Here is a 20,303-nt window from a genome sequence, read left to right on the forward strand (position 1 = left end):
ACGGGTTAGAGATATTTATCATTTTTTTGTAGGAAGATTTCTAATAAATTAAGCTACAGGGAGGAGTAACTATGCGTTGTCGAATGAGTTATTCAAACGCTTTTATTGCTGTTTTATTGATTTTATTGATTATCCCAGCTGTTTCTTCAGCAGCACAAAAATTTAATCTGCGGAATATGCGTTATTGCGAGATTATTTTTTCTAAAAGTATTGGTTATTATGCAGTGTATAATACGATTGGACTTAATAATTGCCCACAAAATATTTGGGCTAAGATAACACCAAAGGATGTAGAAAAAGCTACAGGATCAACCCATGTTTACTTGAATGGTCCTCGTTACTGGACAATTGATGGAATGCAAAATTCTGCTCTAGTTAATCCGGATATCATGACATTTAATGGGTTGGCTATGCGCGAAGCGGGAGTACTCTATATTCGTTTAAGGGATGTATTATTAGATGCCCCTTATAAGCTGCGGGATGTCGCTCGAACAACAACGTGGATTTATGATGCGGGAAAACCTGTTTATGAACTCATTGACCCCAAAGGCAATGTGTTTGTCATGCAATCCTATAGTGTGCAAAAAGTACCACAAACAGAACAATCTCTAGCTCAGTTGGGTGCAAAACTGAAGTTGCCTGCCCATTGGCAATTTAAAACAGGGATTCTTAAGAAAGCGGGCGCAGTACATGCGATTGATCATATGGCTGTAGTTGTTCAAGATGATTTTTTAAATACTTATCAAAAAGCAACTCATGATTTGCTTGCGGATTAAAGAGAGCTCACAATAAATGGGAAATTTGAGCACTTTAATGGGAAACGGAGGAAGCTTTTTATGGGCTTTTACAAAGTCCGTTATTTGTTCTTCATCCTTAACTGTGGCAGAGGGAATACAGCTAGTACAGGTATGTTTAGTATACTTTTCGGTAACAATATTTATACTTTTATTTCCATACGAGAATTTCTGGTAATTTGCGCGGTACTACCGGTTGAGGGGCAGCTGGAAACCCTACAATAATGGGGGCAATTGCTGTTATATCAGAGGGAATATTCAGTTTTGTTTTCCATTCAGGGGTATTTAATGCCGAAACCGCAAGGCCGATAACACAGGTTCCTAGTCCTTGAGCACACGCAGCGAGTATTAAGTTTTCGGCTGCCAACCAACAATCTGCAGTTACAAAATGGCCATGATATTTACTGTAAATAATGATGAGGGTGTTTGCATTATAAAATGCATGAAAATCAGGATCATTTATAAGTTCTTGCAGATATTTCATCTGTATTTTTGAATAGTTAAGGGATTCTGAATAAATGAGTGCTTTCACACTGTCTGATAAACGATCTAATGTATCCTGCTCTTGAATTACAGCAAAAGACCATGGTTCTTCATGCATGGCAGTAGGCGCTTGAACTGCGGCATCAAGTAATGCATTAATGGTTGTCGGATCAAGTTTTTTTGATGTGTAATTACGTATGGATCGGCGTTTGTAAATTATTTCAATTTCGTGCATTAGGGCTTTTTCTTCCTTAGGTTTTTTTGAAGTAGCCATAATTTTCTCCGTTTAAACCCTGTGACCTTACAATCACAAGAAAAATAACACATTTTTTAATACGATTTCTTGGAGGTTGTTGTGCTTGTTTTTCATGACCAACATAAGAACTCCTTTTTCTGGGGCGATGAATTGATTGTAGATGATAGGCATGGATGTTTTTTCATAACATCAAAATAATTCCCCTTTTATGGTTCTTAAATTTTGGTTCATCTTCCCGCTTTGTCAAGTTTATCAAATCAGGCTCGATTGATTGAAAAAAACAAAGTATTATTTTGGAGGTTATTTTGAAATAACCAAGATAATCATATAAGCAGCATTTTTGGAGGGAGCCTGCCGGAGAGTAAGGATGCGTTACTTTTACCCTGAACCACTAAAACCTGGAGATACCATTGGGCTGATTACTCCATCCAGTCCCATGATCCCAGGCATATTGGAAGTTGGTACTTCCTACCTACAGCAAAAAGGGTTTCAAGTGAAGCTGGGACAGTATGTGCGTGCTACTGATCGTTTTTTAGCCGGTGAAGACGAATTCCGGGCAAAAGATGTTATGGGTTTTTTTATGGATGATGAGGTTAAAGTGATCATGGCGATTGCCGGAGGTTATGGATCGCAACGAATACTACCTCTTCTTGACTATGATCTTATTCGAACTCGGCCCAAATATTTATGCGGGTTTAGTGATACTACCGCTTTACACGTGGCTTTACTTAAGAAGGCGAGAATGATTTCTTGTACAGGATTTGTATTTGGTGATTTAGGAGATGGTCCACTCGATTCTTTAATTGAGCAGACTCTATGGACATGTCTTGCAGGAGAATCATTTCAAATCAAAGAAGGGCAAACAGTGCAACCGGGTATCGCCAAAGGGAGATTGATTGGTGGCAATTTGGAGGCCTTGATTTCATTAATGGGGACACCTTATCAACCCGAAATAAAGGACTGTATTTTATTGTTAGAAGACGTAGGTGCAGAGCCTTATCAGGTAGATAGCCGTTTATCTCAGCTTGATATGGCTGGAGTCTTTAGGGAAGTTAATGGTGTTATTTTTGGACAATTTGCTCGCTGCGTCGCAAAATATTTTCCGGAGCGTGATGGGATTGTTGAGGATGTGATTGAAGAATGGTCATTGCGGATGAACGTACCTTGTATTAAAAATTTTCCGTACGGACATTTTTCTAGGCGATGTGTATTACCTCTTGGTAAAGAAGTTCTTTTGCATGCAGATCAATGTTTAGTGACTATTTTATAATACATTCAGTACCAAATGAGTTATTATATTTTTTTAATTGTAAAGGTTAAATATAATAAAAAATGAGCAATCCCCTATGAACTACAAGAAGATAAAATGGAGCTGAACTATCATGTATGACGCGATTATCTTTGATTTTGATGGAGTTATTTTAGACAGCGAACCTCTTCACTATGAAGCATGCTGTCATGTACTTAAGTCATTAGGGATAACTATAAGCTATTCTGAATATATGAAAAAATACTTGGGTTTTTCTGATAAAGACATGTTTCCAAGGTTATTGCACAATGAGGGAGTTCGTTGTTCGGATAAAGAAATCAAACAGTTGATCCAGCAAAAAGCCATGGCCTATATCAATATTATTCATCATCGAGATTCCATACCTCTGATTGTAGATTTTGAGCAATTTATTTTTAAAATTTCTTTTAAAATTAATAAAATTGCCATTTGTAGCGGATCCAGCCGCCCCGAAATCACCGCGGTACTCTCTAAAGTAAGAAAGGGAAAATTACAGGCTTATTTTGATACCATTGTTACATCAGAAGATGTGCAGAGCGGCAAACCATCCCCTGAAGGTTATTTGCTAGCAGCCAAACGTTTAAAGGTTGCTCCTGGACGCTGTTTGGTCATCGAAGATACATTACATGGAGTCAAAGCAGCTAAAGTGGCAGGGATGCAAGTAATTGGTTTGATGACAACCTATGACAGACATCAGTTTTTAATTGCGGATAAAGTCATTACAGGCTATAGACAGTTATTGGCTAGAGTCTGGTAAGGAGTATTCATATAGCCAGGGAACGTAGCAAAATTAGGGAAAATCCATGGCTAAAACTTCTGGTTCCGCTACATTCACTCAGAAGACAAGGCTTTGAGCGCGGCTTTATTGATTTGCTAACCAATCTTCATAGGTTAAAGCAAAGCGGAAATGATCGCACCATACGTCGTTTATTTTTAAGTATCTTGGGGAGAATCCTTCTTTAAGAAAGCCATTTTGGGTGGCTAAATGAATGGATGCCGTATTAGTAGGTTGGATGTTTGCTTCTATGCGATGCAGTTTTAATTCTAAGAAAATTTCTTTTAAAACCAGTTTTAATGCTCGACTCATTAGTCCTTGGCCAGCATAGGTTACCGATGCAAAATAACCCATATACGCACTTTGAAACATACCGTGTATCATTTCATTAATATTGAATACACCGATAATCTCTTCATTTTGGTTTAATGCTAAAAAACATCGGCGATCCGCGTGCTGATATTTTTGGAAATAGGCTTGAAACTCCTCAGAAGTTTGGGGCGCCTTAACAAAAGGATAGTGAAAGTCCCGGCTTTTTTGCATGCTCAGGAGAAAATTGACTTCATCATGCTGACTTAATGTACGCAGCAGTATTGTATTTGGTGTTTGCATAAGTATAGATGTTTGAGAAAGCGAACATATTATCACAGTTATCATTTAGGAGTTTAGGGTTTACCTGGAGTTTGGAAATACGACGGAACTGGTTTGAATTGCAAAGTAAGTTCTTCATTTGAATCACTTTATTATTTGGGATAGAATCGGCAAAAAAATACCCAGGTAATTGAACTCATGCCACTTATTGTCAATTTATCAGCCATACATGCCTTGAAACCCATCAGCACCTGTGTTCGAGCATTTGAAGATATTTGCGATCGTTATTCTACTGGGTATTTCAGTTGTTGTTCCAGTTTCTTTCAATCATGGACAAATTATGCTTGGCTTATGTATCAACTGGGTAGAAATGACTCTAAATTGATTCAGCCTTATCGCTTAGGCAAGCTCACCACAGAGCAGTTTCTGGAGCGTTTATTGAAGATTTTTTCATTTCTTGAGGATGCAACTCCTGAAGAAGGGGAGATGGAGGAGTTAAAAGGCAAGCAGTTGTATTCCAATACTTTTGCAAGGATGCTTTTAGAAAATGCTTGGAATTCACAAGTTGAATGGGATGAGTCAAAGGCAGATTATCTCTCAGCATTAATTCATGAAGCGGAGGGAAGCGATTTAAATGCAGAAGTTTCACAAGCAGTTGAGTCTAAGCCTAAAAGAGATCCTATTTATTTCATTGCGAACACCAATGAATTGCATGTGTTACAGATTCTCAATATGTTGCGAAAAGCCTATCCATCCATTAAATTTTATCGAAATATTGATTTAAGTATTAAGGAAGACAAAGAGCCGGTTGAAATTGCTCCGGGCATATTTCTTTGTTTATCTTACCGTTACCAACTATTTAAAACACAAGAGGAAAACCAAACGGTTGATCCCAGCTCAACGATGTCGTTACTCAATTATTTGGTTACGAAACAATTTACAGATGTACCTGTTTCAGAACTTCGTGTTATTAGCCAGCACCAAGAGGATTTGGTCGAAGCGCTACGCGTTGGTATTGATGCGGATCATATTTATCAGGCTAAAGATTATTTTGCAGTTCAAACAGCAAATATAAAGAAAATGAGTTAAATCTATGGATAAGGTGTGCTTGGGGCTCACATTATATTTTTTCTTACTAGGGAGTACCGCGAGTATGGCTATGGACATAGTAACTGTAGAACAACCTCAATACCGCCAGGTTCTAAAGAGCAAGGCTCAAGAAGTCCAGTTTCCTTTAAGCCAGGAAGATAAAGAGTTAATTGCTGCAATGAAGACGAAATTGCATGAACTGGGCGGGGTTGGCTTGGCCGCGCCCCAGGTAAACTGTGCAAAAAGAATAATTGCTGTTTATATTCCCGAAGAAGCGACTTTATTGCGTGATAATGTTAAAAAGTTCTATCCTATGCATATTATGATTAATCCAAATTACGAACCGATGGCAGCTTCTGGGATGCACCAAGATTTTGAAGGTTGCTATTCTGTTTCCAGCAAATCTGGGAAAGTTCCTCGTTATGAGCAAATCACGGTGAGTTATTATGATGAGTCAGGCGATTTTCATCAACAAATTGAAGAAGGATTTTATGCTCGGGTTTTACAACATGAAATTGATCATTTAAATGGCTTTCTAATTATCGATCGACTTACTCCAGATTGCATACAAGGTACAGTGGAAGAAATGATGGCTTTACGACGAGAATCGTTACCTCCAGAGAAAAGAGCTCTCTTTGATCAGGCTATGGCACGAAAGAATAAAAAATAACCCTTTAAAGATTACCTTATATGAGTTTATCCGCATCATATTGAGGAGTGCTTTGTAATAGTTCAGCTAAATTTTGAGCAGTAAACTGAGCTTTTGCTTGTACATAACCCGCTTCAGCAATTTCTTTGTATTTTTTGAAATCCAGAATGCCGTATTGGTCTATTTTTAAAGTAATACCATAATCTGCCATGGCCATCATTTTCGAAGTATTTTGATGAGAGCTTATGGTTAATAGCCTCAATACCAACTCACCTAGGTTAATAGGTAATATGGACTCTTTCCCCATAAATTTATTGTACAGCAGTTTCCAACCAGAAAGTGAATAGGGTAATGGTGTTAATTTAAATATGTTGTTAATGCTGATATTGGAAGCAATAATTTTACTGCTATGAGAGTACTGTCTCATGATATTAGTAGGGATATTATTGAGTATCCCGCCATCAATCAGAAGTTTGTCATTAAAAGACACTGGCGGATAAATAAAAGGCAGGGATATGCTGGAGCGAATGGATTCCCATAATCGTCCTCTATCATGGACATATAAATTTTTGCTGATTAAATCTGTTGATACGCAAAAATAGTTAAGCCATAAATCTTCGATTTGACTGTTTTCACCATAGAGCTCAATAAGACTGTCTGTGGCTCTTCTGCCTGTAGCAATCGCGATGTAGGGAAAGGTAAAGTCAATCTTGGCGCCTTTAATTAAATGCTCTTCCACATATTTCAAAACATCACTGGAGGAATATCCCATGGCAAAAGCAGCCGCGAGCATTGCCCCCATGCTTGTTCCGGCAATGTAATCTACAGGTATTCCTCGTTCTTCTAATAAGCGATAAACCCCTATATGGGCAAGACCTCGTGCTCCGCCGCCACTGAGTACTAAGGAAATAGTATTGTCAGTAAGGATACGCATCATTCGAGAAGTACCTTCCTCTGTATTATTTCGAACATGGAAATGACTGTTGACAGAGGGCCGTTTTTCTAACCAGTTTTGCGTATTGTTTGGTGGGTTTGCAGTTTGATGAAGAAGTACTAATACGTTTCGTTTAATAAAATTACTCTGCATCGTTAAGATGTAATTTTCTACCTCAGATAACGCAGGATCATGTTCTTCTGCGAGCGCTAAAAAAGCGAGCGAATCAGCTTGACGAACGCAAAATTTAGTCCAGCTTGTTATTGTTTCATCGGCTAGGTAGAAAATAAAGGAGTATTCTTTTTCTAGTTGGTTAATCCATAAAATCCCTTCATTACTCATATTTCCATTTACATCCAGCAGATTTGTTTTATTTTCCAGATAACTGCTGTTTAATAAAAGAATTTTTTCTCCATAAGAGAAACGACGAATCATTTCTTGCAATTGAAATTCGAGGTCTTGTATTGGTCTTACAGGGATTAGAGCAATGGATTTATCACGTGCAGCAGCGCTATGAATTCCCTGCAGTGAATTGGTTAGTCGTTGAATGGTGAATTGGGTTATTTTATTCAGTAGTTCAGGAAAAGTTTTGCACAATTTCAAAAAATTTTTTTTCGATAATTTTAATATAATGCTGTCGCGTAAGGTATAGACATTCGCAGAGCGTGGTAAATCAGATAAAAGAGCCATTTCGCCTATAATTGACCCTTCATGTAACTCGCCTTGAAACGTTATATTTCCTTCAATATCGGTTATCTGATAGTAAAGACGACCTTTAATTAAAATGTAAAGATCATTCATATTTTCCCCTTTTTTTATCAAAAGGGAATCACCGGTTCGAGACTCGATTTCCAAAACACGAGAAAGTTTTGCAAGGCATGCATCGCTCATAAACCTAAAAGGCTCATGCTGTTTAATGAATTCAAAAATTTCTTTGGGTGTAAGTAAGGGTTGATCCATATTTTATTGTTAATCAAGATTAAATTAATTATTTCTATTATAGACTTTGTTTTGGGAGTAGGGATGAGTGGAGGCCGCTTATTGCCGTTATTCCTGCGATTTGGCTAAACACTAAGGAAAACCATTATTTTTCAAAGGTGAACTTGACAAAATTAAATATAAATTTCTAAAATGCGAAGGGCTAAATTATATTTTGCCTTATAGCTATATTTAACTAACTCTAAAAGGAATTTAGTAATGAACAAATTACAATTAACAGGCGTTGCTCTTGCAATGGGTGCTGCTTCTATGTTTGCTTTGACCCCTGCTTTTGCTGCTGATACTTCTGCTGGCATGGTAAAATGCCAAGGTGGTAATGCATGTAAAGGACAAGGCGCTTGCAAAACTGCAGATAACGCTTGTAAAGGCCAAAACGCTTGTAAAGGCAAAGGTGTGGCTGAAATGTCTCAAGAAGACTGCCAAAAAGCTGGTGGTACTGTTGTTCAATAAATTTCATCTGAATTTCGCGTAACTCCAGGCATGTTTGCATGCCTGGTTTCACATTTTTCCCCGGACTGAATATGGATATCCCAAAGTATAAAGTAACTGAAAAAATGCCTTTTTTAGGTTTTGGATTGGGATTACGACCTGATTATTATGAAGAAATCTTAGAACAAAAACCCAACTTGGATTGGTTGGAGATACTCACCGAAAATTACATGGTTCCAGGCGGCAAACCACTTTATTATCTTGATCAAATACGAGCCCACTATCCTGTAGTGATGCATGGGGTGTCTCTTTCATTAGGAAGCACAGATGCTCTAGATCGAGACTATTTAAATCAGTTAAACGCTTTGGTCGCTCGTGTCGAGCCAGTATGGGTTTCTGATCATTTATGCTGGACTGGGGTTAACGGCATTAATGCCCATGATTTGTTACCCGTTCCCTATACACGTGAAACTGTAAACCACATTGCATCACGAATTCAGCAAGTACAGGATTTTTTAGGACGTCCCATTTTAATTGAAAATGTTTCCAGTTATCTTACTTACAAACAATCTGAAATGACTGAATGGGAGTTTATCCAGGAAATTGTAAAACAAGCGGATTGTTATATTTTATTAGACATAAATAATATTTATGTGAGTTCTGTAAATCATCAGTTTAATCCTATAGATTATATTATGGCCATGCCCGCTGAGCGTGTAGCCCAAATTCATTTAGCTGGTCATTCAAATCATGGAAATTACATTATTGATACGCATGATGCACCAGTAATTCAACCTGTTTGGGATCTTTACGCTGCAGCATTACAACGTTTGGGACCAATATCATCTATGATTGAACGGGATGACAATATGCCTCCTTTCTCAGAGTTGCTCGCAGAAATCAATCGCGCACGGCGAATTGCGGAATCAATATTGGTTGAAGAGGTATTTGTATGATCACGCTTTCTCAGTTACAAGATCAGTTTCAAAAATTTTTATTATCAGGGCACGCTGCGATTCATGGATCTATAGTACAAACCGATTTGGTATCAGTGGATATTCGTTTAGGCATTTATCGTGATGCTTATAAACTTCGGCTTATTGAAAGTTTGAGTACTAATTTCCCGGCGTTGTATGCTTATTTAGGAACTGAAGAATTTAATAAGTTAGCAACTTATTACCTTGATGCTCATCCTTCTTATTATCGATCCATTCGTTGGTTTGGTGATTTATTACCAGATTTCATTAAACATAATTATCCACAATATCCGTATTTATATGAGCTTGCTGATTTTGAGTGGAAAATGGGTTTGGCATTTGATGCTGCTGATGAACAGATAGTACGAGTTGAGGATATGGCAGTTATTCCACCTGAGGCTTGGCCCAATCTTCAATTTGTTCTCCACCCATCACTGCAGCGAGCCAATTATTTGGGAAATACAATTCCTCTTTGGCAGGCTTTAACTCACGAACGAGAGCTTCCGGAATTGCAACAAAACTCAATACCTACATCCTGGGTTTTATGGCGCTCACCAGAATATATAATTCAATTTTATAGCTTGTCTGATGAAGAAGGTTGGGCTTTAGACAACTTAACACAAAGACTGTCTTTTGGTGCACTTTGCGAAGGGCTTTGTCAGTGGATAAAGCCGGAAGAGGTGGGGATGAAGGCTGCTTCTTTTCTCAAAGGTTGGATTCAAAATGGTATGCTATCGCAATTATTGATTGCCGATTAGTTGCTTTTTTCAAATAAATACTTCCTATTGCGAGTTAAATTCTCTCGTAGCATAATATGTGAACATTTTTGTTTTAGACCTCTTTGGAAACTCGCTGGAGAGGGGAGTTGCGAGGAGACATGGAGCGTCGCAAAACTGGAGTGTACACGCAAGCAAGTACATGAGGATTCGAGCACCGTATCGACGAAGCAAGACGTCGCTACAGTAGAGTTTCCGAAGAGGTCAAATTCTATAAAGTGCAACCGGGGAGCATATCAATGTCTGGAACCAAAATTGAAATGGACAAGGGACCATCCATGACTTATCCGAGCTCCGAAGTCTCCGATGATACTCTTACTGTGGAAGTGCAAGAAAGGATAATCGATAATCCAGGTGGTGGTGATTGCGGATTTTATGCTTTTGCTATAGGTTTAATCGATATTATTCAAAAAGAGCATGCACTTACCGGAACAAGCAAAACTTATGATCAATGGAAGATCCAAAGTCGTTATCACATCAGTTTTCAAGAGATTCTTGGCATTGATTTAAATGAATTATATCATTCACGTGGAAATTATAGGAAAGAACTCCAAGAGCTCCTGTTCAAGTTACAAATGTCTTTACGAACTATTGCCTGTAATATCTATAAAGACGAACCCATTAACAGAATAATAACAGAAGCCGTATTAAAAGATGGGCGAGCCAATATTGAAGCCACTCCAATATTTTGTAAGTTCATGGAATTGGTAGATTTTTTCTTAGGAAAAGGCGATTCACTTGCCAAGATAAGCCAGTTTAACGAATTAGCTTTTTCTCGTGAAGTCCAGGAGTTGGCAATAGAAACTGCTCAATCGCTAGTACCACTGATAACAGATAAAAGCGAGAAGGAAGCAAAAAGAATACAAAATACTCATGTCAAAGAGGCATTACTAAAAGACGTAGTAGTGGACAGGAAAGCAAATCCGGATTCAGTTATTTTAAAAGGCGTTGAAAAGATTAAAGAAAAAGGAAGATGGGCAACTCATTATGACTTGAAAGAAATTGCAGATCAACTTCATGTAAATCTCCATGTAGTCGGTAAGGTGAATGGACGTGATAAACCTTCTTACCCTGTGATTACCTTATATAACGAGAGTAACATCCATTGGACTACAAAAGCGACAATAGTTAAAAAAATGTCAAAAGCTTTAGCAAAGCCCACTAAACTCCTTGAGGTCAGTTCGCTACCCGGTTTAAGCAGTAAGAAAATAATTGAGTTAGAAACAGAACCTAAGCCACTTAAAAAAGATACTGTTACAAAAAAATCACCTATCCAAGATCAAAATTTCCAAAAAACAGAAGTAGGTACGCAAAAGAAAACTCAACCTCAAGTAATGAAGAGACAGCCTCAATACTCTATTTATAACCAAACTCTTTTTAATCACAGTGATGAGATACCTTTAACGTCAATGAGTTCAAAGGAAGATCAAAAAGAATTAAATCGATTAATTCATATAGTCCATCGAGCAGTAATAGCATATTGTACCTATAGTGATGGAATTATTTTTTCACTTTTTCACAGACATGGCGCATCCGGGAGGACAAGAGCCAGTAAGTTTGATGAACAGCTTTCCTTAGTTGAAGACCTTGAGCAGGCCAAGAATATGTTAATGGATTTTCTAGAAGATAGTAAAAACGGCAATACTCATCCTCATTCATTCAGGACTATGTTATTACAAGGGTTATTAGCTGCAAATGACCCGCATCATAAAAAAGATTTAAAATATGTTTCTAAAAATTATTCAGTACTTTTAGAGGAGTTTCAAGAGGAGTTAATTCCTGATGAACTGGTAATTTCTTTGTAAGCGTCCACGCTGGAACGCCATATTTTGTTCGTTCAACCTCAGCGCAAATCTGACGTTCTACTAAGAGTCACAAATACCTTATGAAGTAAGGCGGCATTTATTCATCTGAGTAGGCTCGTTTTCGACTTAATAAAGCAAGAAGGGGGGGTAATATTGAAATAAAAATGATCCCGTAAATTACTACAGTGAAATTTTCTTTGACTAATGGAATGGAGCCGAGAAAATAACCTAAGCTCAACAAGCTGACGATCCATATTAAGGCACTAATCAAATTGTATAATGAGAAATGAACAATTCGCATTGTCCCTATACCTGCAACAAAAGGTGCAAAAGTACGTATGATTGGAAGAAAACGTGCAAAAATTATCGTTTTACCTCCATGTTTTTCATAAAATGCATGGGTTTCCTCTAAGTGTTTTCTATTAAGCAGCCAGGATTTATCGGTAGAAAAAATACGAGGACCTAGTAAACGACCAATCAAGAAATTGATTTGATTTCCCAAAACTGAGGCAAGAAAAAGCAGCAGCAACAAAATTGAAATATTTAATGGGTTCCCAGGTTGCGCTGCGATACTGCCTGCAGCAAAAAGTAACGAGTCTCCCGGTAAAAAAGGGGTCACAACAAGTCCGGTTTCGCAGAAAATCACTGCAAATAAAAGCAAATAAGTCCAAAATCCATAGTTTGAAACAATGGCATTTAGATAAACATCAATATGAATAATATAATCAAAAATAGTGTTTAAAAGCATTTTATATTGAAATTGGATTAAATAAAGTAAATATTCTTACATACTTATTTCTTAATTAATATAAATTTTATATCTCCAGCGTGCCTGCTTTTGCTATTCTTATAGAATAGACCAATACAAGGAGTATGTATGGCTCAGAAGAATGGAATATGGAAAAAACAAAAAACGATTAAGAAATTAAATTCATGAATACTTTATTTCATCTCGCATTCCCAGTGCATGATCTTGCTCTCGCAAAAGATTTCTATCACCATAAATTGGGTTTTTCATTAGGACGTGAATCGGAGCATGCACTGATTTTAGAATTCGACAATCATCAAATTGTGGCACATAAAGTGGATACCATCCTTCCTTCACAAGAAGGTATTTACCCAAGACATTTCGGCTTAATTTTTCTCGAGCGACATGAGTTTGAGGCTTTTTTGACAAAAATTAAAAGGGAGCAGGTTTCTTTTGAAATTCCATTGAAAACACGATTTAGTGGAAGTCGAATTGAACATCTATCCTTTTTTTTGAAAGATCCCAGCAATAATTTGTTGGAATTTAAATATTATCTATTTAGCTCGGCCATTTTTGGCGAAAAAGATTTTAAACGAATTGGCGAGTCATCCAATAAGAATGAATCAAGATAGATCAGTGTAATGATACAATGTAACTCTGTTCTCGCTTATTGATAAATGGTGTGCAACTGTCTTGCATTTTTTTATACACAAGAATTTCTAATAATCAATATTAATAGTAACAATACATTTTGATCTAAATCCCAGTCATTCCCGCGCAGGCGGGAATCCATCTCACAAACAAAGTAATGAATTAATATGATGGATAGATTCTCGCCTACGCGGGAATGACACTCTCAGCTGTGTTCTTTTTTAATTTACATTCGCTGTGCGCGCTTTGGCTTTTAGTCTTCCTTGGAGAGTTGCAAGATTGGGTCATTTTGACCTGAGGTATCGTCAGTTTTTTGATAAGAAACATCCACTAATTTTTTCGCCTACATACCGTGTTTTATGCCTGAACGATCGTCAGTTTTTTAAATTTATTATGTACCACTTAAGTTTCTCTACGTACTGCTTTCCTACGTACCGCGCTTTATGCGCGGTATCCAGAACGATATTTTAAGATGCCGCTGAGCATTTCTAGAGCAAGATCCCCTGGATACCGCGCATAAAGCGCGGTACGTAGACGAAGAAATTAAGCGCGGTAGGTAGGCGAAAAATTTAGTGGGGGTTTCTCAAAACTGACGATCACTCAGATCATTTTGATCCAATCTACTTGCTAATTATTTCAATAGTGTGAGCGGTTACGATACAATATACGACATGGGTTTCACTTTGGGTGAACTCGCAAAATCTGCCGGTGCAATAAAGCCTTTTGGATTGTAGTTTATTGTAATACCAATGGATTTATAACAAATGAAGACATATTCAGAACAAATGAATGCATGTTGTGAGATAACCTCGGGACTTGTTTTGTCAAAACCAAAAGCACTCATTCCTATTCGCGCAGCAATTTTGAGTATTTCCTCAGTATCATAAGGATATCCAAGTAAATCAACTGCTTGTTTTGAGAGATTTGCAAGAGAGTCTGTAGGGAAATCCTGATGACGAGCCAGCATTAACCTTCCAGGATATCCCTGACCGCTTCCATTATAATTACGTACATAACTGCTTAAGGGCACTGTACGTACCCCAAGGGTTTCAACACTTTCCATAATCATGATTCGATCAATGGATTCCAGGCGCACAATAAATGCGACATGACTCCACACGCTGTTTGTTGCCCCTTTAATCATAGTAGACATTAAGGAGTTTCCCGAAGCAAATAGGAGATCTCCCGTTTTGATAGTATCTCTTATTTGTTCATAACTATTTACACTTACATTAGGAAAACCATCCATAGCTACTCCCGAAAATAATGGAAAATAACGGTAAATATAACCTTTGCTTACATCTTTTAACAGACCTTGCCACAATAAGTTGAATAACCGTTTTGGTAATCTTACAATGGATTTTTATAGGTGGAGTTTTCTAGCCAAGGATGCTTAGTGCGTTTTTTATTTCCTATTAGTTTGTTCTTAAGCGCCATTCTTTTATTTAGCATTCAACCTATGGTTGCTAAATCTTTATTACCTGTTTATGGTGGAACACCGGCAGTTTGGACCGTATGCATGCTTTTTTTTCAGGTTGTATTGCTGATTGCTTATGGATATGCCGTGGTGCTTGGTTTTTTTAATAAACCAAGTGTATGGCGAATGATGCACGCCGCATTTGTTTTTTTGAGTTTTATTACTTTACCGCTTGTATTTCAACCCTTGATCCTTCATGAATCTCCTGAATGGAGCATTTTATCTAATTTATTCACCCAATTGGGATTGCCCTTACTTGTTATTGGTGCTTCAGCACCTTTATTGCAGTTTGCGTACAGCCAGACTAAAGAAAAAGGCGCCACAGATCCTTACTTTTTATATGCTGCTTCTAATTTGGGTAGTCTCTTGTCTTTATTACTTTATCCTTGGGTAATAGAACGTTTTATAGGGTTAAAAAATCAATTTTATTTATGGAACATAGGTTATGTAGTCTATGTAGTTCTGTTGTTTTTTATTCTCATTGCTAATCGTTATCAGCCGCTTGAAAAACAAAATGAATTCGCTGCAGTCTGGTCTTGGCAGAAAATACTGTATTGGATTTTTTTTAGTTTTGTTCCATGCAGTTTAATGCTGGGAGTGACTTTGTATATTACTACAGATATCGCAGCAACCCCTTTATTTTGGGTATTGCCTTTGGCTTTGTATCTGCTTACTTTTGTGCTTGTGTTTACTAACAAACCCCTAATTTCATTTCCCTGGATAGCACGAAATAGTGTATTTTTTCTCATTTTTCCAATTATTGGCTTTATTTTAAATGCAGGACAAATAAAGGCTTGGCAAGGTATCTTGTTTCATTTGTTGAGTTTCTTCGGATTAGCATTGCTTTGCCATAGTCAGTTATTTTTCAGCAGGCCTAAACCCCAGTCCCTTACTTTATTTTATTTTTGTTTGGCTCTTGGGGGGGTACTGGCGGGGGTGTTCAATGGAATTTTAGCACCCCGTTGGTTCAACCAGATTTATGAATATCCTTTGGCAATCCTCCTAAGTCTTTTTGCTTTACCTCAAGTCCCAAGAAAGTATGGCTGGTGGGTTCCTGTAGTTGTCCTGGCTCTTATGCTTCTTCATTACACTCTTCGCGGTATTTATTGGCCTGGAGGTTTTTCATCCTTTCAGATCTGCGCTATTTTGGCATTAATTGTTATCGTTATCTGGCAAGAAAGTAAAACCAGTTTGATTTTATCGTTATTCATTTTATTTGGGTTTATTTTTTCACCACTCTTGCAAAATGACTCAATTTTAATCCAGGTACGCAATTTTTATGGGGTAAAAAAAGTAATAAATAAACAGGGAACACATGTCCTGATCAATCAGTCTACAGTGCATGGATTGCAGGCTTCAGGAGAGAAAAAACCTACTGGACTGACTTCCTATTATGGAGCGGTTAAACCCCTGGTGGATGCCATGCAACAAAAATGGAGTTCTTTATCCGTAACAATTATAGGCTTAGGTATTGGTACTATGATCTGTCAATTTCGAAAAGAAGATCAGATTAAAGTAATTGAGATTGATAATCAGGTCATTGATCTCGCAAAAAATCCCCAATTATTTACTTACTTACATAATTGTGCGCCACGTGTCTCCATTATAAAAAATGATGGACGATTGGCTGTAGAACAATTACCGGCTCATTCCCAAAACTTATTAGTCATTGATGCCTTTAGCTCAGATGCAATTCCTGTACATTTATTAACTCTTGAAGCATTTACTTTATATCAACAAAAAATTACCGAAGACGGGGGCATATTGATTCATTTAAGTAATCGGCATATGAAATTATTCGCTGTGATCAATGCTGCTGGTAGGTCTTTGGCGTTGAAAGTGCTTTATTTAAATAATAAAGGCCTTCTGTCATTAGGTCAGTTTGATTCTCAGTGGGCTTTTTTGACTTCTAATGAAAATCTGGCTTTTCAAATTATGAAAGGGACTCATTGGCACTTTAATACCAGTGACGAGCAGTTTTTATGGACGGATGATTATTCTAACTTAATCCCATTGTTCAAGTGGTAGCTATTATTTATTGCTCATATAGGGGAGTTTGGAGCGTGGTTTATTGACTGCATGAGGTTTATGATCGCATAGTATTTCCCAAAATATTATGCGGATCTGTTATGCAGTATGCAGTTTGTAAAATCAATTTGAGAATGAGTTTTAATCCTAATTTCAAACAAGTAAAAGTCTTAGAGAAAAGGTGGTTATGAATAATTATTGGCAACTGGGTGAAAAAATACTATCCTTTGCTGCAACACGTTCAAGTAACAATTCAAATTGACTATTATCTAAAAATTCTTCTTGGGCATCTTTTAAATAGCCTGCCTCAGACATCAATAATTCTCCACTTTCAAAGGCTTTCAATCCGCTATCACTAAACAATTTTGGATAGTATGAAGGATGAAGATTAGTTAATTGCCTCATGGAATTAATGTAGTTATTTTCAAACAACTTTAAACCATTGGCGGATATAATATGCTCCAGTGAACTCTTATTAAAGTAGATTATTGCAAACCAACCTGAGATGTAGTTTTTTTTCATCATTTTTAAGCCACGAGGTGACACGAGCAGGTTGACTAATGGTTGAAGTTTGGGATTGTCTGATAGTTTTGCATCAATTTCCACGGCATTAGATGAGTCGAGTTTTCCGCTATTGACCAGTTCAATGAGTGTGGAGTTTTTTACTCTGGCGCGAGCACAGTCTTTGCTAAAAAACGTATTACTCCCAATGGGCTTAAATTGGCATAGTTCTAATTTTTTGGCGGCTATGATCTCAGGAGGTAGATACATGATGCCATGCATGTAACATTGTAATGAGTCCAAATTGGTTAGTTTTTTACCGGAAGATTTAGCATTGGCAATTCTGTTAGCAAACTCATCATTCTGGGCACTGTAATCACCATATTTCAATATCTCTTCAAAAGAAAGTGATGTTAAACCCTTTTTCCTGGTAAATGTCTCAGCATCTATTTTTAAGGACTGGTAAAAAGAATCTTTTTCAATTTCACGTTTTATAGCGGGTGATTTAGTAATTTGATATTCAGATATTTTTTTGTGTAACCACATAGCCCCGGTTCCTTTTTTCCTTAGTCCCATATGAAAATAGGCGGCTGGTGAATTATCAATAGCATCTAGCTCGATACGACCATCTTTACCAGCTTGGATACTCTTGTGAAAGGCATATTCAAACAAAAGAGAACCAACATATTTATATGGAGCATCAGAATTAATCGTATAATTATCCATACGATGGATATAAAGGCAATTTTCCTGGATAGAATACTTCATATAACCAATCTCTTTGCCATTTACAAAAACCCTCACCTCTGTGCGTGGACCAAGTAATGTCTCTCCTGAGAATTTATGAATCCTATAATTAACTGGTTGGTTAGAGGAGGTTCTGATTTGGGTGGTTAAGGGCATTTTGCAGTCTCTGCGTAATGAATGATTATTAAGGCGGCGAAATAGTAGCAGATAAAAAGAAAATTACAATGACTCATGGGGTTATTGAGTCAACCATAGAAATTGAAAAGTTAATAACAGCAAAAGAAGCTTTCTTCCTGAAATTCTTTGTTCTTTAACAAAAAATTGGCCTATGCACTTTAATATCTTTTTGTATTGCTTTGCTGCCGATTTCTCAGACACCAAGGCTACTAATAGGAATTATGCCTAGGAAAAATTAAATTTCCGCTAAATTTCCTTTAGACTCCAACCAGACTTTTCTGTCGCTTGCTCTTTTTTTATTTAACATCATATCCATAATTGCTTCAGCTCCTTCTTCATCATCCATGGTTAATTGAATCAAGCGTCTGGTGTTGGGATCCATGGTTGTTTCACGTAATTGGATAGGATTCATTTCACCCAAGCCTTTGAAGCGTTGAACATTTGCTTTAGCTCGGGTTGTTTGTGCCAAGTGGTTGAGGATGCGATTTTTCTCTTCATCATCCAGAGCATAATAAACGTCTTTGCCTGCATCAATTCGATAAAGTGGGGGCATGGCAACAAATACATGTCCTGATAGAACCAGGGGTTTAAAATGGCGTAAAAATAAGGCACAAATCAATGTTGCAATGTGTGCTCCATCGGAGTCTGCATCCGCGAGAATGCATATCTTACCGTAACGAAGCCCACTTAGATCAGAAGAACCAGGATCTACCCCAATGGCTACGGAAATATCATGAATTTCCTGGGATGCCAAGACTTGTGATGAATCCACTTCCCAGGAATTAAGAATTTTTCCGCGCAAGGGCAAAATTGCTTGAAAGTCTTTATTACGTGCTTGTTTTGCTGAGCCTCCTGCCGAATCGCCTTCTACTAAAAATAATTCAGCTTGGCTTAAGTCAGTAAGTAAGCAGTCAGCCAATTTACCTGGGAGAGCGGGTCCTTGACTTACCCGCTTGCGTGCTACTTGTTTTGCTTGTCTTAAACGTTTTTGTGCACGGTCAATTGCCAAAGAAGCAATCGCTTCACCTTGGTTGCGGTGTTGATTGAGCCACAATGCAAAAGCATCTTTAACCACATTACTGACAAAGGCTGAAATTTGACGGGAACTTAAGCGTTCTTTAGTTTGGCCTGCGAATTGAGGTTCTTTCATTTTAACTGATAATACATACTGGCAGGGCTCCCACAGATCATCTGCGGTAAGTTTTACTCCTCGGGGCAGTAGATTTCTTAGTTCACAAAATTCCGCCATGGCATCAAATAAACCGGATCGTAAACCATTGACGTGAGTACCCCCCTGAACAGTTGGAATTAAATTCACATAACTTTCATTAAAACTGCTGTTTGCACCATTAGACCAAACCAAAGCCCAGTCAACAGTTGCTTCATCGCTTTTGAATTCGCCTGTAAAGGGTTCTTCAGGCAAGTACTCTCCATCGGGTAATGATTGATTTAAATAATCAATAAGTCCTTGCTCATAACACCAATGCATTTCTTCATTACTTGTCTTATTGACAAAAGTCATGGCCAAACCAGTGCAAAGCACGGCTTTTGCTCTAAGCACATGAGTAAGATGTTTTACTGAAATACGGGTGGTATCAAAATACTTGGCATTGGGCCAAAAGCGGATAATTGTACCTGTATCTCTTTTTTTAGTAAGGCCGGCTTCATTTAATTCGCACAATTTATCGCCATTGGCGAAAGACATTTGATAAATAATTCCATTGCGTTTAATTGTGACATCAAGACGCTCAGAAAGGGCATTTACTACAGAAACACCGACTCCATGTAATCCACCAGAAAAGCTGTAATTTTTATCAGAAAATTTACCTCCAGCATGTAAGCGAGTCATAATGACTTCAACACCACTTAAGCCTAATTGTGGATGTAAATCGACTGGCATACCGCGACCATCATCTTCTACTTCAATAGAACCATCCTCATGAAGTGTGACACGTATATTGCTTGCAAAGCCTGCCAATACTTCATCCACGCTGTTATCAACCACCTCTTGTGCCAGATGGTTAGGGCGCGTCGTATCGGTATACATGCCGGGGCGCCGCTGAACAGGTTCCAGTCCACTTAAGACTTCAATTGCTTGGGCAGTATAGTTTTCTGACATGGGTATTTCT

At 37.7% G+C, this 20,303-nt stretch carries 18 protein-coding genes; 11 read left to right on the forward strand and 7 right to left on the reverse strand.

Going from position 1 to position 20,303, the window contains the following annotated elements; translation table 11 throughout:
- The first annotated feature begins 71 nt into the window (after positions 1 to 71).
- Positions 72 to 776 (forward strand): hypothetical protein, encoded by a 705-nt coding sequence (locus FOLKNPGA_RS04915; RefSeq protein WP_182351941.1) that lies wholly within the window; start codon positions 72 to 74, stop codon positions 774 to 776.
- A 169-nt stretch (positions 777 to 945) separates the two neighbouring features.
- Here FOLKNPGA_RS04915 and FOLKNPGA_RS04920 read toward each other — a convergent pair whose 3' ends face one another.
- Entirely contained in the window at positions 946 to 1,551 is a 606-nt protein-coding gene (locus FOLKNPGA_RS04920; RefSeq protein ID WP_182351942.1) for a nitroreductase family protein, read from the reverse strand.
- Between the two features lie 349 nt (positions 1,552 to 1,900).
- Between FOLKNPGA_RS04920 and FOLKNPGA_RS04925 the strand changes: the two genes are divergently transcribed.
- Both FOLKNPGA_RS04925 and FOLKNPGA_RS04930 read left to right on the forward strand, forming a co-directional pair.
- Positions 1,901 to 2,803, forward strand: coding sequence for an LD-carboxypeptidase (locus FOLKNPGA_RS04925; RefSeq protein ID WP_182351943.1), 903 nt, complete (start codon positions 1,901 to 1,903; stop codon positions 2,801 to 2,803).
- 112 nt (positions 2,804 to 2,915) lie between these two features.
- Positions 2,916 to 3,578, forward strand: a complete 663-nt coding sequence (locus tag FOLKNPGA_RS04930) for an HAD family phosphatase (protein WP_182351944.1) — start codon at positions 2,916 to 2,918, stop codon at positions 3,576 to 3,578.
- A gap of 105 nt (positions 3,579 to 3,683) precedes the next feature.
- Here FOLKNPGA_RS04930 and FOLKNPGA_RS04935 read toward each other — a convergent pair whose 3' ends face one another.
- Positions 3,684 to 4,208 (reverse strand): GNAT family N-acetyltransferase, encoded by a 525-nt coding sequence (locus FOLKNPGA_RS04935; protein WP_182351945.1) that lies wholly within the window; start codon positions 4,206 to 4,208, stop codon positions 3,684 to 3,686.
- A gap of 177 nt (positions 4,209 to 4,385) precedes the next feature.
- Between FOLKNPGA_RS04935 and FOLKNPGA_RS04940 the strand changes: the two genes are divergently transcribed.
- Together FOLKNPGA_RS04940 and def are read left to right on the forward strand one after the other, a co-directional pair.
- A complete protein-coding gene (locus FOLKNPGA_RS04940) occupies positions 4,386 to 5,276 on the forward strand; it encodes a hypothetical protein (RefSeq protein WP_182351946.1) in 891 nt (296 codons plus the stop codon).
- A 64-nt stretch (positions 5,277 to 5,340) separates the two neighbouring features.
- A complete protein-coding gene (def, locus tag FOLKNPGA_RS04945) occupies positions 5,341 to 5,946 on the forward strand; it encodes a peptide deformylase (protein ID WP_182351947.1) in 606 nt (201 codons plus the stop codon).
- 16 nt (positions 5,947 to 5,962) lie between these two features.
- Here the strand turns inward: def and FOLKNPGA_RS04950 are convergent, their stop codons facing one another.
- Positions 5,963 to 7,819: a cyclic nucleotide-binding and patatin-like phospholipase domain-containing protein gene (locus FOLKNPGA_RS04950; RefSeq protein ID WP_182351948.1), complete on the reverse strand. Its 1,857-nt coding sequence runs from the start codon at positions 7,817 to 7,819 to the stop codon at positions 5,963 to 5,965.
- Between the two features lie 237 nt (positions 7,820 to 8,056).
- On the opposite strand from FOLKNPGA_RS04950, the gene FOLKNPGA_RS04955 reads away from it, so the two are divergent.
- The 4 genes from FOLKNPGA_RS04955 to FOLKNPGA_RS04970 all read left to right on the forward strand — a co-directional run bounded on the left by FOLKNPGA_RS04955 (position 8,057) and on the right by FOLKNPGA_RS04970 (position 11,845).
- On the forward strand, positions 8,057 to 8,308 hold the full coding sequence (locus FOLKNPGA_RS04955) for a hypothetical protein (protein WP_019233847.1): 252 nt from the start codon (positions 8,057 to 8,059) through the stop codon (positions 8,306 to 8,308).
- Positions 8,309 to 8,379: 71 nt separating this feature from the next.
- The gene (locus FOLKNPGA_RS04960) at positions 8,380 to 9,243 is read left to right on the forward strand and encodes a DUF692 domain-containing protein (protein ID WP_182352763.1); all 864 of its coding nucleotides are present in this window, start codon (positions 8,380 to 8,382) and stop codon (positions 9,241 to 9,243) included.
- A complete protein-coding gene (locus FOLKNPGA_RS04965; protein ID WP_182351949.1) occupies positions 9,240 to 10,022 on the forward strand; it encodes a DUF2063 domain-containing protein in 783 nt (260 codons plus the stop codon). The genes FOLKNPGA_RS04960 and FOLKNPGA_RS04965 overlap by 4 nt, the downstream gene beginning before the upstream one ends.
- A gap of 257 nt (positions 10,023 to 10,279) precedes the next feature.
- Positions 10,280 to 11,845, forward strand: a complete 1,566-nt coding sequence (locus FOLKNPGA_RS04970; protein ID WP_182351950.1) for a hypothetical protein — start codon at positions 10,280 to 10,282, stop codon at positions 11,843 to 11,845.
- Positions 11,846 to 11,942: 97 nt separating this feature from the next.
- Here the strand turns inward: FOLKNPGA_RS04970 and FOLKNPGA_RS04975 are convergent, their stop codons facing one another.
- A complete protein-coding gene (locus FOLKNPGA_RS04975; protein WP_182351951.1) occupies positions 11,943 to 12,593 on the reverse strand; it encodes a DedA family protein in 651 nt (216 codons plus the stop codon).
- A gap of 185 nt (positions 12,594 to 12,778) precedes the next feature.
- Here FOLKNPGA_RS04975 and FOLKNPGA_RS04980 point away from each other — a divergent pair, with 185 nt between their 5' ends.
- Entirely contained in the window at positions 12,779 to 13,225 is a 447-nt protein-coding gene (locus FOLKNPGA_RS04980; RefSeq protein WP_182351952.1) for a VOC family protein, read from the forward strand.
- A gap of 671 nt (positions 13,226 to 13,896) precedes the next feature.
- Here the strand turns inward: FOLKNPGA_RS04980 and FOLKNPGA_RS04985 are convergent.
- Positions 13,897 to 14,493, reverse strand: coding sequence for a YiiX/YebB-like N1pC/P60 family cysteine hydrolase (locus tag FOLKNPGA_RS04985; protein ID WP_182351953.1), 597 nt, complete (start codon positions 14,491 to 14,493; stop codon positions 13,897 to 13,899).
- Between the two features lie 147 nt (positions 14,494 to 14,640).
- Between FOLKNPGA_RS04985 and FOLKNPGA_RS04990 the strand changes: the two genes are divergently transcribed.
- Positions 14,641 to 16,749: a spermidine synthase gene (locus tag FOLKNPGA_RS04990; RefSeq protein WP_182351954.1), complete on the forward strand. Its 2,109-nt coding sequence runs from the start codon at positions 14,641 to 14,643 to the stop codon at positions 16,747 to 16,749.
- A 195-nt stretch (positions 16,750 to 16,944) separates the two neighbouring features.
- Here the strand turns inward: FOLKNPGA_RS04990 and FOLKNPGA_RS04995 are convergent, their stop codons facing one another.
- Together FOLKNPGA_RS04995 and parE are read right to left on the reverse strand one after the other, a co-directional pair.
- Complete coding sequence (locus FOLKNPGA_RS04995; RefSeq protein WP_182351955.1) at positions 16,945 to 18,018, reverse strand: hypothetical protein; 1,074 nt, start codon at positions 18,016 to 18,018, stop codon at positions 16,945 to 16,947.
- Between the two features lie 391 nt (positions 18,019 to 18,409).
- Positions 18,410 to 20,293, reverse strand: coding sequence for a DNA topoisomerase IV subunit B (gene parE / locus FOLKNPGA_RS05000; protein WP_182351956.1), 1,884 nt, complete (start codon positions 20,291 to 20,293; stop codon positions 18,410 to 18,412).
- Positions 20,294 to 20,303 lie beyond the last annotated feature (10 nt).

It is taken from the genome of Legionella sp. PC1000 (assembly GCF_014109805.1).
Classification (GTDB): domain Bacteria; phylum Pseudomonadota; class Gammaproteobacteria; order Legionellales; family Legionellaceae; genus Legionella; species Legionella resiliens.

Bases quoted from the DNA above. Each gene is read 5' to 3' on its own strand.
- FOLKNPGA_RS04915 (WP_182351941.1), top strand. From the start codon at position 72: ATGCGTTGTCGAATGAGTTATTCAAACGCTTTTATTGCTGTTTTATTG.
- FOLKNPGA_RS04920 (WP_182351942.1), bottom strand. From the start codon at position 1,551: ATGGCTACTTCAAAAAAACCTAAGGAAGAAAAAGCCCTAATGCACGAA.
- FOLKNPGA_RS04925 (WP_182351943.1), top strand. From the start codon at position 1,901: ATGCGTTACTTTTACCCTGAACCACTAAAACCTGGAGATACCATTGGG.
- FOLKNPGA_RS04930 (WP_182351944.1), top strand. From the start codon at position 2,916: ATGTATGACGCGATTATCTTTGATTTTGATGGAGTTATTTTAGACAGC.
- FOLKNPGA_RS04935 (WP_182351945.1), bottom strand. From the start codon at position 4,208: ATGCAAACACCAAATACAATACTGCTGCGTACATTAAGTCAGCATGAT.
- FOLKNPGA_RS04940 (WP_182351946.1), top strand. From the start codon at position 4,386: ATGCCACTTATTGTCAATTTATCAGCCATACATGCCTTGAAACCCATC.
- def (WP_182351947.1), top strand. From the start codon at position 5,341: ATGGCTATGGACATAGTAACTGTAGAACAACCTCAATACCGCCAGGTT.
- FOLKNPGA_RS04950 (WP_182351948.1), bottom strand. From the start codon at position 7,819: ATGGATCAACCCTTACTTACACCCAAAGAAATTTTTGAATTCATTAAA.
- FOLKNPGA_RS04955 (WP_019233847.1), top strand. From the start codon at position 8,057: ATGAACAAATTACAATTAACAGGCGTTGCTCTTGCAATGGGTGCTGCT.
- FOLKNPGA_RS04960 (WP_182352763.1), top strand. From the start codon at position 8,380: ATGGATATCCCAAAGTATAAAGTAACTGAAAAAATGCCTTTTTTAGGT.
- FOLKNPGA_RS04965 (WP_182351949.1), top strand. From the start codon at position 9,240: ATGATCACGCTTTCTCAGTTACAAGATCAGTTTCAAAAATTTTTATTA.
- FOLKNPGA_RS04970 (WP_182351950.1), top strand. From the start codon at position 10,280: ATGTCTGGAACCAAAATTGAAATGGACAAGGGACCATCCATGACTTAT.
- FOLKNPGA_RS04975 (WP_182351951.1), bottom strand. From the start codon at position 12,593: ATGCTTTTAAACACTATTTTTGATTATATTATTCATATTGATGTTTAT.
- FOLKNPGA_RS04980 (WP_182351952.1), top strand. From the start codon at position 12,779: ATGAATACTTTATTTCATCTCGCATTCCCAGTGCATGATCTTGCTCTC.
- FOLKNPGA_RS04985 (WP_182351953.1), bottom strand. From the start codon at position 14,493: ATGGATGGTTTTCCTAATGTAAGTGTAAATAGTTATGAACAAATAAGA.
- FOLKNPGA_RS04995 (WP_182351955.1), bottom strand. From the start codon at position 18,018: ATGAAGTATTCTATCCAGGAAAATTGCCTTTATATCCATCGTATGGAT.
- parE (WP_182351956.1), bottom strand. From the start codon at position 20,293: ATGTCAGAAAACTATACTGCCCAAGCAATTGAAGTCTTAAGTGGACTG.